The sequence below is a fragment of the Xanthobacter oligotrophicus genome (assembly GCF_008364685.1).
In the GTDB taxonomy this organism is placed as follows: Bacteria; Pseudomonadota; Alphaproteobacteria; order Rhizobiales; family Xanthobacteraceae; genus Xanthobacter; species Xanthobacter oligotrophicus.
The window spans coordinates 148563-163304 of record NZ_VTTL01000001.1 but is presented as its reverse complement, the minus strand read 5'-3'; the positions used below and the strand labels follow the sequence as shown (position 1 = coordinate 163304).

At 68.1% G+C, this 14742-nt stretch carries 13 protein-coding genes; 9 read left to right on the top strand and 4 right to left on the bottom strand.

Annotated elements, in window-relative coordinates:
- Positions 1–7 precede the first annotated feature (7 nt).
- Positions 8–2149, top strand: a complete 2142-nt coding sequence (locus tag FZ033_RS00725; protein WP_149574281.1) for a sodium-translocating pyrophosphatase — start codon at positions 8–10, stop codon at positions 2147–2149.
- A gap of 37 nt (positions 2150–2186) precedes the next feature.
- On the opposite strand, the gene FZ033_RS00720 is transcribed toward FZ033_RS00725, so the two are convergent.
- Positions 2187–3383 (bottom strand): M23 family metallopeptidase, encoded by a 1197-nt coding sequence (locus tag FZ033_RS00720; protein ID WP_149574280.1) that lies wholly within the window; start codon positions 3381–3383, stop codon positions 2187–2189.
- Positions 3384–3664: 281 nt separating this feature from the next.
- On the opposite strand from FZ033_RS00720, the gene FZ033_RS00715 reads away from it, so the two are divergent.
- From FZ033_RS00715 to FZ033_RS00680, 8 genes are all read left to right on the top strand, one after another.
- Complete coding sequence (locus FZ033_RS00715; protein ID WP_149574279.1) at positions 3665–4381, top strand: hypothetical protein; 717 nt, start codon at positions 3665–3667, stop codon at positions 4379–4381.
- A 126-nt stretch (positions 4382–4507) separates the two neighbouring features.
- Positions 4508–4912, top strand: coding sequence for a preprotein translocase subunit SecG (gene secG / locus FZ033_RS00710; RefSeq protein ID WP_149574278.1), 405 nt, complete (start codon positions 4508–4510; stop codon positions 4910–4912).
- Between the two features lie 120 nt (positions 4913–5032).
- Positions 5033–6661 carry a CTP synthase gene (locus FZ033_RS00705; protein WP_149574277.1) on the top strand — a complete coding sequence of 543 codons (1629 nt, stop codon included), beginning with the start codon at positions 5033–5035 and terminating at the stop codon, positions 6659–6661.
- Between the two features lie 104 nt (positions 6662–6765).
- Positions 6766–7638 (top strand): VOC family protein, encoded by an 873-nt coding sequence (locus tag FZ033_RS00700; RefSeq protein ID WP_149574276.1) that lies wholly within the window; start codon positions 6766–6768, stop codon positions 7636–7638.
- A 387-nt stretch (positions 7639–8025) separates the two neighbouring features.
- Positions 8026–8343, top strand: a complete 318-nt coding sequence (sugE, locus tag FZ033_RS00695) for a quaternary ammonium compound efflux SMR transporter SugE (RefSeq protein ID WP_149574275.1) — start codon at positions 8026–8028, stop codon at positions 8341–8343.
- Positions 8344–8508: 165 nt separating this feature from the next.
- The gene (gene kdsA / locus FZ033_RS00690) at positions 8509–9387 is read left to right on the top strand and encodes a 3-deoxy-8-phosphooctulonate synthase (protein ID WP_232847277.1); all 879 of its coding nucleotides are present in this window, start codon (positions 8509–8511) and stop codon (positions 9385–9387) included.
- Positions 9388–9593: 206 nt separating this feature from the next.
- Positions 9594–10964, top strand: coding sequence for a glutamate--cysteine ligase (locus FZ033_RS00685; protein WP_149574274.1), 1371 nt, complete (start codon positions 9594–9596; stop codon positions 10962–10964).
- Between the two features lie 230 nt (positions 10965–11194).
- Positions 11195–12121: a DMT family transporter gene (locus FZ033_RS00680; protein WP_188079223.1), complete on the top strand. Its 927-nt coding sequence runs from the start codon at positions 11195–11197 to the stop codon at positions 12119–12121.
- A gap of 4 nt (positions 12122–12125) precedes the next feature.
- Here FZ033_RS00680 and FZ033_RS00675 read toward each other — a convergent pair whose 3' ends face one another.
- The 3 genes from FZ033_RS00675 to fdxA form a co-directional block, all read right to left on the bottom strand.
- On the bottom strand, positions 12126–13325 hold the full coding sequence (locus tag FZ033_RS00675; protein ID WP_149574272.1) for an amidohydrolase family protein: 1200 nt from the start codon (positions 13323–13325) through the stop codon (positions 12126–12128).
- Between the two features lie 117 nt (positions 13326–13442).
- A complete protein-coding gene (locus FZ033_RS00670) occupies positions 13443–14216 on the bottom strand; it encodes a ferredoxin--NADP reductase (protein ID WP_149574271.1) in 774 nt (257 codons plus the stop codon).
- 28 nt (positions 14217–14244) lie between these two features.
- A complete protein-coding gene (fdxA, locus tag FZ033_RS00665; RefSeq protein WP_149574270.1) occupies positions 14245–14577 on the bottom strand; it encodes a ferredoxin FdxA in 333 nt (110 codons plus the stop codon).
- Positions 14578–14742: the final 165 nt, after the last annotated feature.

Sequence of the window (14742 nt, the reverse complement as noted above, 5' to 3'; positions counted from 1 at the left end):
GGGACTGATGCTGGCACTGGTGTTGATCATCGCCTGCGGCCTGCTGGCCGTGGCGTACGGCGTATGGGCCATCCGCGAACTCATGGCGGCGGATCCCGGTACCGCGCGGATGCAGGAAATCGCAGCCGCCATCGCGGAAGGGGCGCAGGCCTATCTGAAGCGCCAATACACCACCATCGGCGTGGTGGGCGTCGTCATCTTCGTTCTCGTGGGACTGTTCCTCGGCTGGCTGGTGGCGGTGGGCTTCGCCGTCGGTGCCATCCTGTCGGCGCTGGCCGGCTTCATCGGCATGAACGTGTCGGTCCGCGCCAATGTGCGCACCGCGCAGGCGGCGACCCTGTCGCTTGCCGGTGGCCTCGACCTCGCCTTCAAGGCCGGCGCGGTCACCGGGCTGCTGGTGGCGGGCCTCGCCCTGCTCGGGGTCACGGTCTACTTCCTCGTGCTCACCCAGATCCTCGGCTTTGCCGTCAACAGCCGTACGGTGGTGGATGCGCTGGTGGCGCTGGGCTTCGGCGCCTCGCTCATCTCCATCTTCGCCCGCCTCGGCGGCGGCATTTTCACCAAGGGCGCCGACGTGGGCGGCGATCTCGTGGGCAAGGTGGAAGCCGGCATCCCGGAGGATGATCCGCGCAACCCGGCCACCATCGCCGACAACGTGGGTGACAATGTCGGCGACTGCGCCGGCATGGCCGCCGACCTGTTCGAGACCTATGCGGTGACTGTGGTGGCCACCATGGTGCTTGCCGCCATCTTCTTCGCCGCCGCGCCGGCGAGCCTCGCCACCATGATGGTCTATCCGCTGGCCATCGGCGGGGCGTGCATCATCACCTCCATCGCCGGCACCTTCTTCGTGCGGCTGGGGGCCAATTCGTCCATCATGGGCGCGCTCTACAAGGGCCTCATGGCGACGGCGGGCTTCTCCATCATCGCGCTGGCGGCGGTGACCTGGCTGCTGCCCGGTTTCGGCGCCATCTCGGGGGCGGATTTCACCGGCACCAGCCTGTTCCTGTGCGGCCTCGTGGGCCTCGCGGTGACCGGCGCCATCGTGGTCATCACCGAATATTACACCGGCACCGGCTATCGCCCGGTGGTGTCCATCGCCCAGGCTTCGGTCACCGGGCATGGCACCAACATCATCCAGGGCCTTGCGGTGTCGCTGGAATCCACGGCGCTGCCGACGCTGGTGATCATCGCCGGTATCCTGTTCGCCTATGGCCTTGCCGGCCTGTTCGGCATCGCCATCGCCGCCACCACCATGCTGGGCGTGGCGGGCATGATCGTGGCGCTCGATGCGTTCGGCCCGGTGACGGACAATGCCGGCGGCATCGCCGAGATGGCCGGCCTGCCCAAGGAGGTGCGCCAGTCCACCGACGCGCTGGACGCGGTGGGCAACACCACCAAGGCGGTCACCAAGGGCTACGCCATCGGTTCCGCGGGCCTCGGCGCGCTGGTGCTGTTCGCGGCCTACAGCCAGGATTTGAAGTATTTCGTCTCGCAGGCCGCGCCCGGCTCCTACTTCGCCGGCGTCGCCCCCAACTTCTCGCTGGAAAACCCCTATGTGGTGGTGGGCCTGCTGTTCGGCGGCCTCTTGCCCTTCCTGTTCGCCGCCATGGGCATGACGGCGGTGGGCCGGGCGGCGGGCGCCATCGTGGAGGAGGTGCGCCGGCAGTTCCGCGAGAAGCCGGGCATCATGGCCGGCACCGAGAAGCCGGACTATTCCCGCGCCGTGGACCTGCTGACCAAGGCCGCCATCAAGGAGATGATCATCCCCTCCCTGCTGCCGGTGCTGTCGCCCATCGTCTGCTACTTCGTCATCTATTTCGTGGCGGGCGGCGGCGCGGAGGGCAAGTCGGCCGCCTTCTCGGCGGTGGGCGCCATGCTGCTGGGCGTGATCGTGACCGGCCTGTTCGTCGCCATCTCCATGACCTCGGGCGGCGGCGCCTGGGACAATGCCAAGAAGTCGTTCGAGGATGGCTTCGTGGACAAGGACGGCGTGCGCCACATGAAGGGCTCGGAGGCCCACAAGGCGTCTGTCACCGGCGACACCGTGGGCGATCCCTACAAGGACACGGCGGGCCCCGCCGTGAACCCCATGATCAAGATCACCAATATCGTGGCCCTGCTGCTGCTGGCGGTGCTGGGCCACTGAGCAAACGTGCCGGCGGGCGCACGGCCCGCCGGCAACCCTATTTCCCGTCGCCGAAATCCACCACCTCGTTGTTGAGGGGCAGCGCGTCCTGCCGGGGGCCGGCGAGGCGGGTGCGGTCGATGTCGGCCGGTACCGGCTTTTCAAAGAAGTCCGCGCCGGCGGGGTTGGCCACGCCCTGGCCCTCGAAGCGCGTGAAGGCATAGGGCAGGCCGTTGGAGTCCAGCGGCGAGGGGCCGTCCATCACGTGGAAATGCAGGTGCGGGGCGTTGGTGTTGCCGGTGTTGCCGAGCAGGCCGATCACATCGCCCGTCCGCACCTTGTCGCCCAGCTTCACCTTCAGGCTGCCGCGCTGCATGTGGGCGTAGAAGGCGAAATTGCCACCGCCCATGTCGATCACCAGCATGTTGCCGCCGATATTCTCCGGGGTGATGCCCTTGGCGTCGCCGCCGGGCACCTGGGCGTCGGTGGCGTCATAAAGGTTCACCACCACGCCGTCGGCCACCGCATGCACCGGTACGCCGTAAAAAGCGTAGCTTTCCAGCTTGTGCACATCGCCGGTGAAGAGGCGGTCGCTGGCGTCGAGCTGCACGAAGTCGATGGCGAAGCGCTCCGGCACCCGCAGCCGCCCGTTGATCGCCATGATCGCCCCGCGATGGGAGGTGAGGGCATCGCAGCAGCCGTTGATCGCTACCCAGCCCTTGCCGCGCAGCGGCGGCGCGATCACCACCGCCGGACGGCCGATGGCGGTTTCCGCGCCTGTGAAGCTGTAGGTGGCGGGCAGGGGCGCATCCGCCGGCATGGGCGCGGGCTTACCGTCGGGGCCGGCCTCCTGGCGCGTCGCCGTGACACGCGCGAAGACGCGCTCCGGGAGCTTCGCCTCACGGGCGAAGGGAACGTCGAGGAACACCGCTGCGGTGCCGCCGGGCGGCAGGGTGCGGCCGGCACCGGCATAGTCCGTCAGCATGGCGCGCAGGCCCTCGCCTTCCAGGCTTGAGAGCGCGTGCCCGCCGCCGTCCACCGCCTCCACCTTGTCGAGGGTGACGAACAGCTTGCTGGGATTGGTGACGTAAAGCTCATAAGCGAGGTGGACCCGGCCATCGGCGCCGAGCACGGGGTTCGGCGCGGTGATGGGCTGGGCCGCGATGGAGCTGTACACCTCGTCCGTCTTCAGCGACTGGGCGAAGGCCGGCGATGCCGCGGCGAGCGCGGCCAGAGCGACAAGAAGACGGTGCAAGGCTGGAATCCCGGGTCAGGAGGAGGCGCGAAGGGGAAGACGGCGCACAGCCTCGTTCAAGCGGGCCGGATCTTCAATCTGCGGCCTGATACCGCCATGGCGCCAACGGCCTCTCCGGGCAGTTTGCGTCAGAGGTGCCGTTTGGAGGCAGGATCGCCTGGCGGTTGTGGCCGGGCGGGCACGCCCATGCTGAATCCGCCTTCTGCCGCTGGGTCACATTCTTCGCCCCATTGCAACCTCAGGTATAGGGCTAGCCTTCTGGGATCAGGGGCTCGCACATTATGCAGATCCGGTTTTCGGCGGAGCGGCGACGCGCCGCCGCGCTCTTTATAGTTGTCTTCGCCGCCGGCCTTCTCTGCGGATGCGCCAGCCAGGCCGAATCGCCCGGCTGGCCGGAGAAGTTCGAGGCCGCGAAGGCGAGGAACCGGGCGGAAAGAAGCCTTTCCGAGTGGGTCGAGGTTCAGCCCGAGGACTTGAAGGGGGTCAATCCCGACCGCCTGAAGCCGGAGGGCGCAGCGCTCGCGGTGGTTCGCATCATCCGTGAGACGCCGGACGATGAACGGCTCAGCGGTACATCCCGCTCCGCGATCCGGGAGGCCTCCACCAACCAGGTGAAGAACATCCTCATCCAGAACAAGGGCACCGAGAGCGAGGTGGGATGGGGTGTCATCACCCTGCCGCCGGGCAATTACCTGCCCCTCTCCACGCGAGTCGGGCGCCGCTACCGGCTTCGCTCCGATGGTGCGCTGTTCCTCGAGGTGGTGGCGCCCAATGGCTTCGGCGATCTGCCTGCGGAAAAGGCGGTGCCGCTTCGCTCCGGCGACGTGGTCTATCTGGGGACCCTGGTCGCCGTCGCGCCAAACGCGTCTGCGCGAGTGGAACAGGTGATTGTCCGCGACGAGCGCGCGGAGGCCGCCAAATGGATGAAGGCCCACCTTCCGGCCTTCGCGCCCAAGCTCCAGACCAGGCTTCTCCCATCCATCGACCATCTCCAGTAGCGCAGCCGTCCCGCGCCTGGCGCAGGGACATCCGCAGCCACACCCTTCCCTCGGCGCGCCCGATCGTGTAACAGACCGGCAACTGACGCGCCGGGCTATGGTCGTGGCGCGAACATGATGGATTCCATGCAGACGGTTCTCATTGTCATTCACCTCATGGTGGTGCTCGCGCTCATCGGCGTGGTGCTGATCCAGCGCTCTGAAGGCGGTGGACTCGGCATTGGCGGCGGTGGTGGGGGCGGTGGTGCCGGCGGCTTCTTCACCGCGCGCGGCTCCGCCAACCTGCTCACCCGCGCCACCGCCGTCCTGGCGCTGATCTTCTTCATCACCTCGCTGGCGCTGACCATCGTGGCGGGCTGGGGCCGGGCTCCGCGCTCGATCCTGCAGCCCGCGACCCAGTCTGGCCCGCAGGTTCCCCAGAGCGGCGGCAGCATCCTCGACCAGATTCGCCCGCAGGGCGGCGGCGCCGATCAGGGTGCCCCCGCGACGCCGGCCGCGCCTTCGGGCCCGCAGGTTCCGCAGTCCAAGTAAGCCCAGAGTGAGCCCGTCGTCGCGGTTCGCGCGGCGACACGCTTTCCCCACAGGCGAGGCGAGGCCGACCCCGGCTTCGCCCTCGCCGAATCGCGTTTGCACGAGGTAAGGTCGAAGCCCATGGCGCGCTATATCTTCATCACCGGCGGCGTCGTGTCTTCCCTGGGCAAGGGCCTCGCCGCCGCGGCTCTCGGCGCGCTCCTTCAGGCGCGCGGCTATACCGTCCGGCTGCGCAAGCTAGACCCCTACCTCAACGTCGATCCGGGCACCATGAGCCCGTACCAGCACGGCGAGGTGTTCGTGACCGACGATGGGGCCGAGACCGATCTCGACCTCGGCCATTACGAGCGCTTCACCGGCCACCCGGCGACGAAGCAGGACAACATCACCACCGGCCGCATCTATCAGGACATCCTGACCAAGGAGCGCCGCGGCGACTATCTCGGCGCCACCATCCAGGTGATCCCCCACGTCACCAATGCGATCAAGGACTTCGTCCTCGAGGGCAACGAGGGCTTCGACTTCGTCCTCATCGAGGTGGGCGGCACTGTGGGTGACATCGAGGGCCTGCCCTTCTTCGAGGCCACCCGCCAGCTGAAGAACGAGCTGCCCCGGGGCCACGCCATCTTCATCCACCTGACTTTGATGCCCTACATCCCCTCCGCAGGGGAGCTGAAGACCAAGCCGACCCAGCATTCGGTGAAGGAACTGCGCTCCATCGGCATCCAGCCGGACATCCTGCTCTGCCGCACGGATCGCGAGATCCCGCGCGAGGAGAGGCGCAAGCTCTCGCTGTTCTGCAACGTGCGCGAGACGGCGGTGATCGAGGCGCGGGACGTAGACAACATCTATGCCGTGCCCTCCGCCTACCACGCGGAAGGGCTCGACAAGGAAGTGCTGGCCGCCTTCAACATCGAGCCGGCCCCCGCGCCCAACCTCAAGCGCTGGACCGACATCGAGGGGCGCGTGCGCAACCCCGAGGGCGAAGTCACCATCGCCATCGTGGGCAAATATACCGGCCTGAAGGACGCCTATAAGTCGCTGATCGAGGCGCTGGCCCATGGCGGCATCGCCCACAAGGTGAAGGTCAATCTCGACTGGATCGAGAGCGAGACCTTCGAGCGCGAGGATCCCGCGCCGTTCCTGGAGCATGTGCACGGCATCCTGGTGCCGGGCGGCTTCGGCCAGCGGGGCGCGGAAGGCAAGATCCGGGCGGCCCGTTTCGCCCGCGAGCGCAAGGTGCCCTATCTCGGCATCTGCTTCGGCATGCAGATGGCGGTGATCGAGGCGGCGCGCAACCTTGCGGGCATCCATGACGCCAATTCCACCGAGTTCGGCCCCACCAATGAGCCGGTGGTGGGCCTGCTCACCGAATGGCTGAAGGGCAACGAGCTGGAGCGCCGCAATGCCGCCGGGGACCTGGGCGGCACCATGCGGCTCGGCGCCTATGCCGCCCATCTGGAGCCCGGCAGCCGGGTGGAATCGGTCTATGGCGGGCGCGACATCTTCGAGCGCCACCGCCACCGCTACGAGGTGAATACCGCGTATCGCCAACGTCTTGAGGAGCATGGCCTCCGGTTCTCCGGCATGTCGCCGGACGGCCTGCTGCCGGAGATCGTGGAATATGGCGACCACCCCTGGTTCATCGGGGTGCAGTTCCATCCGGAGCTGAAGTCGCGGCCGTTCCAGCCCCACCCGCTGTTTGCCTCGTTCGTCGGCGCGGCCATGGAACAGAGCCGGCTGGTGTGACCTGTCGGCAGGGACCAGCGGCAGGTATTCGCCTGCCGGTTGTTTCCCTCCCGGCCGCTGCCGCTTTAAGCTCCCAGCCTGGCGAGTCGGGGAGGGGAGCAGGCATGCGACGCGGTCTTGACCATGTGGTGCATCTCGTCCGCGATCTGGATGCGGCGGGAGAGGTTTACGACCTTCTGGGTTTCACCGTGGGCGCGCGGAACCGGCATCCCTGGGGCACCGAGAACCGCATCGTCCAGACCCCCGGCTTCTTCGTCGAGCTGCTGCAAGTGGTTGAGCCGGAAAAGATTCCCCCGGACGAGGGCACGCGCTTCTCGTTCGGCGCCTTCAACCAGCGCTTCCTTGAATCCTGCGGGCAGGGCCTCTCCATGCTGGCGCTCGAGGGCACCGACCCGGAAGCCGACAAGGCCGCTTTCGATATCGAGAACTTCGGCGGGTTCGACACCTTCGAGTTCGGCCGCACCGCCCGCCGGCCGGACGGGCAGGAGGTGGAGGTGGGCTTCACCCTCGCCTTCGCCCGCGACCCGCTCTCGCCGGACCTGGGCCTGTTCACCTGCACCCAGAAGCTGCCCGAGAATTTCTGGTCGGCGGACCTGCAGCGCCATTCCAACCAGGTCACTGGGGTCGCCGGCGTGGTGCTGGTGGCGGATGCGCCAGCCCTGCACAAGGCATTCCTGGAGACGGTCACCGGCGGGCCGGTGCTGCGGGCCAGCGACGACTGGTTCGTGGGCCAGACCCCGCGCGGCGCCGTGGACGTGATGAGCCGGCCCCTGTTCACCGAGCGCTACGGCGTCCCCGCGCCCGGCGGGGAGGGCCTGCGGCTGGCGGCGGTGCGCTTCAACACCACCGGCGCCCCGGAGCTGCGGCGCTCGCTGGCGGCCCGGCGCATGGTGGAGGAGGCCATCGCCGGCGTGGTCGTGGTGCCGCCCAAGGCCGCCATGGGCGCCACGCTGGTGTTCGAGCTGCCGGAGGGGTGAGAGGGCCCCGGTTCCCCACAGACCGTCATGCCCGGCCTTGTGCCGGGCATCCACGCCGCGCCGTCTGCGCTCCGTTTGGAGCTGTGTTCCCGGCCGAGCCACGTGGATGGCCGGAACCCGCATGTTTGCGGGTTCCGTTCGTAAGGGCGGAAGTCGGCAACAGCCGACTTCCGGGACAAGCCCGGCCATGACGGCCTGAGTTTCGCGGCCTCCAGCCTCCCGGCGGGGCCCCCACTGCCGCGCATTTGTGCACTGCCTCGGGCTTCACCGGCGCGCGGGATGCCCTAAATGAGGGCAGGGGACATCCGTCCCCGACGGGACGCGGACGGCCGCGCGCCCTTGCGTATCGAGCGGCGGGGACGACCCTGCCTCCCGAGGTACCCGCCCATGGCGTGGATCTATCTGTTCGTCGCCGGTCTCACCGAAATCGCTTGGGCCATCGGAATGAAGCAGTCGGAAGGCTTCACCCGGCTGTGGCCCAGTGTCTTCACCCTGTCGGCCATCGCGGTCAGCCTGTTCCTGCTCTCCCTCGCGCTCAGGGGCATCCCCATCGGCACCGCCTATGCGGTGTGGGCGGGAATCGGCACCGTGGGCACGGCACTCGTCGGCATCCTCTTCTTCTCCGAATCCACCGACCTGCTGCGCCTTGCCTCCATCGGCCTTATCGGCGCCGGGATCGTGGGGCTGAAGCTGGTCACACCATAATGGTGGCGCGCATTCGCAAACTCCCGTTCGCGAATGCGCGCCAACGTGTTGTTTTAACGCAATTTCGGACGCAAAACCGTTTCACGCTTTTGCTGAAATGGCTCTAGAGCTAGTTTGGCGCGCGGCCGGGTTCTGCCCGGCGGCGCCGCTTCCAAGGATGATCCCATGAACGCCGCACCGCCCGCCACCACGCCCCACGCCATCGTCGAGGTGGGGCAAGATGTGGGACCCGTGCGCATTGGCAACGGCCTGCCGCTGGCGCTCATCGCCGGCCCCTGCCAGATGGAAAGCCGCGCCCACGCGCTAGAGGTGGCCTCCGCGCTGAAGGAGATCGTTCAGCGCCGCGGCATCGGCCTCATCTTCAAGACCTCCTTCGACAAGGCCAACCGCACCTCGCTCTCGGCCCAGCGGGGCCTGGGGCTGGAAGCCGCCTTGCCCGTGTTCGCCGAGATCCGCGAGAGCCTCGGCCTGCCGGTGCTCACCGACGTGCACGAGATCGACCAGTGCGCCGCCGCCGCGCAGGCGGTGGACGTGCTCCAGATCCCCGCCTTCCTGTGCCGCCAGACCGACCTGCTCATCGCCGCCGCCCGCACCGGCAAGACGGTGAACGTGAAGAAGGGCCAGTTCCTTGCCCCCTGGGACATGGCCAACGTGGTCAACAAGCTCACCGGCGCCGGCAATGGCCGGGTGCTGGTGACCGAGCGGGGCGTGTCCTTCGGCTACAACACCCTCGTCTCCGACATGCGGGCGCTGCCCATCCTGGCCAAGACCACGGGCGCGCCGGTGGTGTTCGATGCCACCCACTCTGTGCAGCAGCCGGGCGGGCAGGGCTCGTCCTCCGGCGGCCAGCGCGAGTTCGTGCCGGTGCTGGCCCGCGCGGCGGTGGCCGTGGGGGTGGCGGCGGTGTTCATCGAGACCCATCCCGACCCGGACAAGGCCCCCTCCGACGGGCCGAACATGGTGCCGCTCTCCCAGCTGGAAGAGCTGATCGCCACGCTCCAGGCCTTCGACGCCGTTGCAAAAGCCAATCCCGTCACCATCTGATCTGAGCTTGGGCTTGGCCGTCCGGCCCCACCGGACCTGCCGCCGGACTTGCCGCCGGACTTGCCGCTTCGGGCGCATTCCTGTGCGCCGGGCAGTGTGTCCCGGTTGAAGGGTGCGTCTGGACGGTATCGAGAAACCGAAGCATCTGTTGCCTTGGCCGGGCCGCCGTGTATGGTCTCGCGCCCTTTTCGTTGAAGAGATTTCGTATGGCCCGGGACACCCTTGACGCGACCCCCATTGCCGGCCGGCATGAGCTGGTGGAGTGGATGGAACAGGGGTCCAAACCGGAGCGGGCCTTTCGCATCGGCACCGAGCACGAGAAAATCCCCTTCACCCTCGGCCGCCACGAGCCGGTGCCCTATGACGGCGACAAGGGCATCCGCAAGCTGCTGGAAGGCATGCGCTCCCTGCTCGGCTGGGAGCCCATCATGGAGGGCACCACCATCATCGGCCTCGCCGATGTGACCGGGGGCGGGGCCATCTCGCTGGAGCCGGGCGGCCAGTTCGAGCTGTCGGGCGCGCCGGTCTCCACCATCCACGAGACCTGCGCGGAGCTGAATGCCCACCTGGCGCAGGTGCGCGAGGTGGCGGAGCCCCTGGGCATCGGCTTCCTCGGCATCGGCATGAGCCCCAAGTGGACCCGCACCGAGACCCCGGTGATGCCCAAGGGCCGCTATAAGATCATGGCCGGCTACATGCCCAAGGTGGGCAAGCTGGGCCTCGACATGATGTTCCGCACCTGCACCGTGCAGGTGAATCTCGACTTCTCGTCCGAAGCCGACATGGTCAAGAAGATGCGCGTCGGCCTCGCGCTCCAGCCGGTGGCGACCGCCCTGTTCGCCAATTCGCCGTTCACGGAAGGCAAGCCCAACGGCTTCCTCTCGTTCCGCTCCGAGATCTGGCGCGACACCGACAATGCCCGCTCCGGCATGCTGCCCTTCGCCTTCGAGGACGGCTTCGGCTTCGACCGCTATGTGGACTACGCCCTCGACGTGCCCATGTATTTCGTGAAGCGCGGTGAGTCTTACGTGGACGTGTCGGGCACCTCGTTCCGCGACCTGCTCGCCGGCCGCCATCCGCTGCTGCCGGGCGAGACCGCGACCCTCTCCGACTGGATCAACCACCTCTCCACCATCTTCCCGGAGGTACGCCTGAAGCGCTTCCTGGAGATGCGCGGCGCCGATGCCGGCCCCTGGGCCAAGCTGTGCGCGATGCCGGCCCTCTGGGTGGGCCTGCTCTATGACAGCCAGAGCCTCGACGCCGCCTGGGAACTCGCCAAGGACTGGACCGCCGAGCAGCGCCAGCAACTGCGGGACGACGTGCCCCGCCTCGGCCTGAAGGCCGAGATCGCCGGCCGTCCGCTGCGCGAGATCGCCCGCGACGTGCTCAAGCTGTCGGAAGCCGGGCTGAAGCGGCGCGGCTTCCACGACCGGCTGGGCCGCGACGAGACGCGCTTCCTGGAGCCGCTGGAAGAGATCGTGCTCACCGGCCGCTCCCCGGCCGACAAGCTGCTGGCGCTCTACAACGGCGAATGGGAGCACTCGGTGGAGCCGGCCTTCAAGGCGCTGGCCTACTGAGTCGGAGCGGCGTGCGCGGGTAACGCCGCCTGCCGCTGCCGCATGAGCTGAGCGCATTGCAGCCATGCGCTGATGCCATGCAGCAAAGCGTAGTTTTCACCCGGACGGCGATGTTGCGCGCGGTGCCACGCGCCTGCGTGGGGGTATCGCGCCGACCTCGTCCGCAGGTCGCGTTGCGGGGGCGGCGGGCGCGTGCTCTACCTTGGGGCTCCTGCCTGGATCTGCCCCCCATGCCCCCCGACACGTCCCGAACCGATGGGCCCCTCGGCCCGCGCGACTTCGTTCTGTACGCGGTGTGCGTGCTGATCTTCGGCTCGGGCTGGCTGCCGCTGAAGCTCCAGCTGGGCGTGGTGGCACCGGAAGTGTCGGGCACCTGGCGCTTCCTCGTCGCCACCCTCGCCATGCTGGTGTTCGTGATCGCCACCCGCGCGCCCCTCGCGTTCAAGGCACGGGACCACCTGCTGTTCGCGGGCCTCGGGGCGACCCTGTTCTCGCTGAACTTCCTGTTCTTCTATTATTCCGGCTATCACCTGCCGTCCGGGCTGCTGTCGGTGATCTTCTCCCTCTCCGCCATCCTCATTCCCCTGTTCTCGGCGCTGTTCCTGCGCGTGCCGCTGCGCCGGCAGATCCTGCTGGGCGCGCTGGCTGGCATCGCCGGCACCGCGCTGGTGTTCGGGCCGAGCCTTGCCGACGGGCGGGGCATCAACGGCGCGGGGGAGGGGCTGGCGCTGGGCGTCGCCGGGACGGTGAGCTTCTCGTTCGGCAGCCTGCTGTCGGGGGTGGCCGGGCGGCGGGGCTATCCCATGGCGTCCACCAGCTTCTGGGGGTTCGCCTACGGCTTCCTCATCCTGCTCATCATCAGCCTGGTGCGGGGCGCGCCGTTCATGGTGGACTGGAGTGTGCGCTACCTGGGCTCGCTGGGCTTCCTGATCGTGTTCCAGACGCTGGCCGGCTTCGCCGTCTACATCCAGCTCATCCGCCGCATCGGGGCGAACCGCGCCGGCTACGGCACGGTCATGTTCCCCATCGTGGCGCTGTTCCTCTCCACCCTGTTCGAGGACTACCACTGGACGCTGACAGCGGCCGCCGGCATCGCGCTGGTGCTCGCCGGCAACCTGCTGGTGCTGCGCCAGCCGAAGCCGGCAGCGGAGGCCTGACAGCTCAGCCTTTCACCACCACCGGCATGCGGCCGGCGGGCGGGGTGTTGCGGGAGCGCTGGGAGCGCACGATGCCGTCGATGACGGTCATGCACACCCCCGGCAGGTCGCCGAGCCGCACGCTGTCCAGCAGCGTCACGCCGGGCGAGTGCTGCGCCTTGTCCATCAGCACGAAATCCGCCGCCCGGCCCACCTCGATGATCCCGCAATCCAGCGCCCGCATGCGCGCGGTGTTGCCGGTGGCGAGGCAGAACGCCTCCTCCGCCGGCAGCTCGCCGAGTGCCGACAGCATGGACACCATACGCAGGATCCCCAGCGGCTGGACGCCCGAGCCCGCCGGCCCGTCGGTGCCGAGGATGACGCGGTTGAGCTCGCCCATCTCGCGGGCGATGCGCAGGGTGTAGAGGGCGGAGCGCTCGTTGCCGTTGTGCACGATCTCCAGCCCACGCTTGCAGCCCTCGCAGATGCAGCGGATCTGGTTGTCCGGAAGCGCGGTGTGGCCGCCATTGATGTGACCCACCACGTCGGTGTCCGCCTCCAGCACCACGTCCTTGTCGATGAGGCCGGAGCCGGGGATGGAGGGGCCCCCGGTGTGGATGGTGGACTGGATGCCGTACTTGCGCGCCCACCCCACCATCTTGCGCGCCGTGGGGCCGTCCTTCACGCCGCCGAGGCCCACTTCGCCCAGCAGCTTCACGCCGGCGGCGGCCAGTTCCTTGAAATCATCCTCCACCATCTCGTTCTCGATGACGGGGGCGCCCGCATGCACCTTCACCCCCGAGGGGCGGAAGGCGTCGAACGAGCGCTGGGCGGTGATGGCCAACGCCTTCAGCCCCACCACGTCCTTGGCGCGGCCGGGATAATGCACCTCGCCCGCCGAGATCATGGTGGTGACGCCGCCATGGAGCGATGAATCGATCCAGTTCATCTGGCTCTGGCGCGGGGTCCAGTCGCCGGCGACGGGGTGGACGTGGCTGTCGATGAGGCCGGGGGTGAGCGTGGTGCCGTTGGCGTCGACGAGGGTGGTGGCGCCCTCGGTGTCCACGTCCTTCTCGCGGCCGATGGCGGTGATCTTGCCGCCCTCCGCCACCACCGTGTCGGCATCGAGGATGGGCCGTGCAAGATCGCCGCTGAGGATGAGGCCGATGTTGCGGATCACCAGCTTGGTGGGGCCGCCGGCGGCTGCGGGAGCATCATGGGCCATGGGAAGGTCTCCGGAAGGGACGGCCGGAAACGCGCGGGCGCACCCGGTCTTTTGTTTGTGGGCATATAAATGGTAGGCCGCCGCCCGGCGCCTGAAAACCGGGGGCGGGGAAAAAACTCACCGCTCGGCGAACGCCTTCTCGATGACGAAATGGCCGGGCTCGCCGCTGTTGCCCTCCTCGAAGCCGCGCGACGCCAGCAGCGTGCGCAGGTCGCCCATCATGGCCGGCGAGCCGCAGATCATCACACGGTCGGTGGCGGCATCAAGGGGCGGCAGGCCCACGTCGGCGGAGAGCTTGCCGCTCTCCAGCAAAGCGGTGATGCGGCCGGTGTGGCGGAACGGCTCGCGGGTCACGGTCGGGTAGTAGGCGAGCTTGCCTGCGATCTCCTCGCCGAGGAATTCGTGGGCGGGCAGTTCCTTCATGATGAGGTCCTCATAGGCGAGGTCGCTCACATGCCGGCAGCCGTGCACCAGCACCACCTTCTCGAACCGCTCATAGGTCTCGGGATCGCGGATCACCGACAGGAAGGGCGCAAGGCCGGTGCCGGTGCCGAGCAGGTAGAGGTTGCGGCCGGGCAGGAGATTGTCGAGCACCAGCGTGCCGGTCGCCTTGCGGCCCACGGTGATGGCGTCGCCCACCTGGATGTGCTGGAGGCGCGAGGTGAGCGGCCCGTTCGGCACCTTGATGGAGAAGAATTCCAGCGTGTCGGCCCAGCTCGGGCTCACCACCGAATAGGCGCGCAGCAGCGGGCGCCCCTCCACCTTCAGGCCGATCATGGTGAATTCGCCGGTGCGGAAGCGGAAGCCGGGATCGCGCGTGGTGGTGAAGCTGAACAGGCGGTCGGTCCAGTGATGGACGCTGAGGACCTGTTCCTCGAAGAAATTGCTCATGGCGGGGTCTCTGGCGGGTTCGTTCGGATCAGATCGCGGCGGGCGCGGCGGAAAGGAGGGCGCGCTTGTCGGCTGTGTCCTTCCAGGCATCGGCATCGTCGGGCGGGGCGCCCTTTTCCGTTATGTTGGGCCACTGCGCCGCGTATTGCGCATTGAGGGCGGCCCAGTCGGCGGCGCGGGGATCACTGTCCGGGAAGATGGCGGCGGCGGGGCATTCCGGCTCGCAGACGCCGCAGTCGATGCACTCGTCCGGATGGATCACCAGCATGTTCGCGCCGGCATAGAAGCAATCCACGGGGCAGACCGAGACGCAATCCATGTACTTGCAGCGGATGCAGGCCTCGGTGACGACATAGGCCATGACGGGCGCCTCGGAATATCATTTGTGTACAAATGAAAATAGGGCGATGGGGCGAGGGCTGTCAACGGGTGGAGCGGCTTGGGGTTGCGGAGCTTTTGGGCGGTGATGCGGGAATTTTGAGCAGGCTCACTCCCATTGTCATGCCCGGTCTCGTGCCGGGTATCC

Bases quoted from the DNA above. Each gene is read 5' to 3' on its own strand.
- FZ033_RS00715 (WP_149574279.1), top strand. From the start codon at position 3,665: ATGCAGATCCGGTTTTCGGCGGAGCGGCGACGCGCCGCCGCGCTCTTT.
- FZ033_RS00680 (WP_188079223.1), top strand. From the start codon at position 11,195: ATGCCCCCCGACACGTCCCGAACCGATGGGCCCCTCGGCCCGCGCGAC.
- FZ033_RS00705 (WP_149574277.1), top strand. From the start codon at position 5,033: ATGGCGCGCTATATCTTCATCACCGGCGGCGTCGTGTCTTCCCTGGGC.
- FZ033_RS00675 (WP_149574272.1), bottom strand. From the start codon at position 13,325: ATGGCCCATGATGCTCCCGCAGCCGCCGGCGGCCCCACCAAGCTGGTG.
- FZ033_RS00670 (WP_149574271.1), bottom strand. From the start codon at position 14,216: ATGAGCAATTTCTTCGAGGAACAGGTCCTCAGCGTCCATCACTGGACC.
- kdsA (WP_232847277.1), top strand. From the start codon at position 8,509: ATGAACGCCGCACCGCCCGCCACCACGCCCCACGCCATCGTCGAGGTG.
- secG (WP_149574278.1), top strand. From the start codon at position 4,508: ATGCAGACGGTTCTCATTGTCATTCACCTCATGGTGGTGCTCGCGCTC.
- FZ033_RS00700 (WP_149574276.1), top strand. From the start codon at position 6,766: ATGCGACGCGGTCTTGACCATGTGGTGCATCTCGTCCGCGATCTGGAT.
- FZ033_RS00725 (WP_149574281.1), top strand. From the start codon at position 8: ATGCTGGCACTGGTGTTGATCATCGCCTGCGGCCTGCTGGCCGTGGCG.
- sugE (WP_149574275.1), top strand. From the start codon at position 8,026: ATGGCGTGGATCTATCTGTTCGTCGCCGGTCTCACCGAAATCGCTTGG.
- fdxA (WP_149574270.1), bottom strand. From the start codon at position 14,577: ATGGCCTATGTCGTCACCGAGGCCTGCATCCGCTGCAAGTACATGGAT.
- FZ033_RS00685 (WP_149574274.1), top strand. From the start codon at position 9,594: ATGGCCCGGGACACCCTTGACGCGACCCCCATTGCCGGCCGGCATGAG.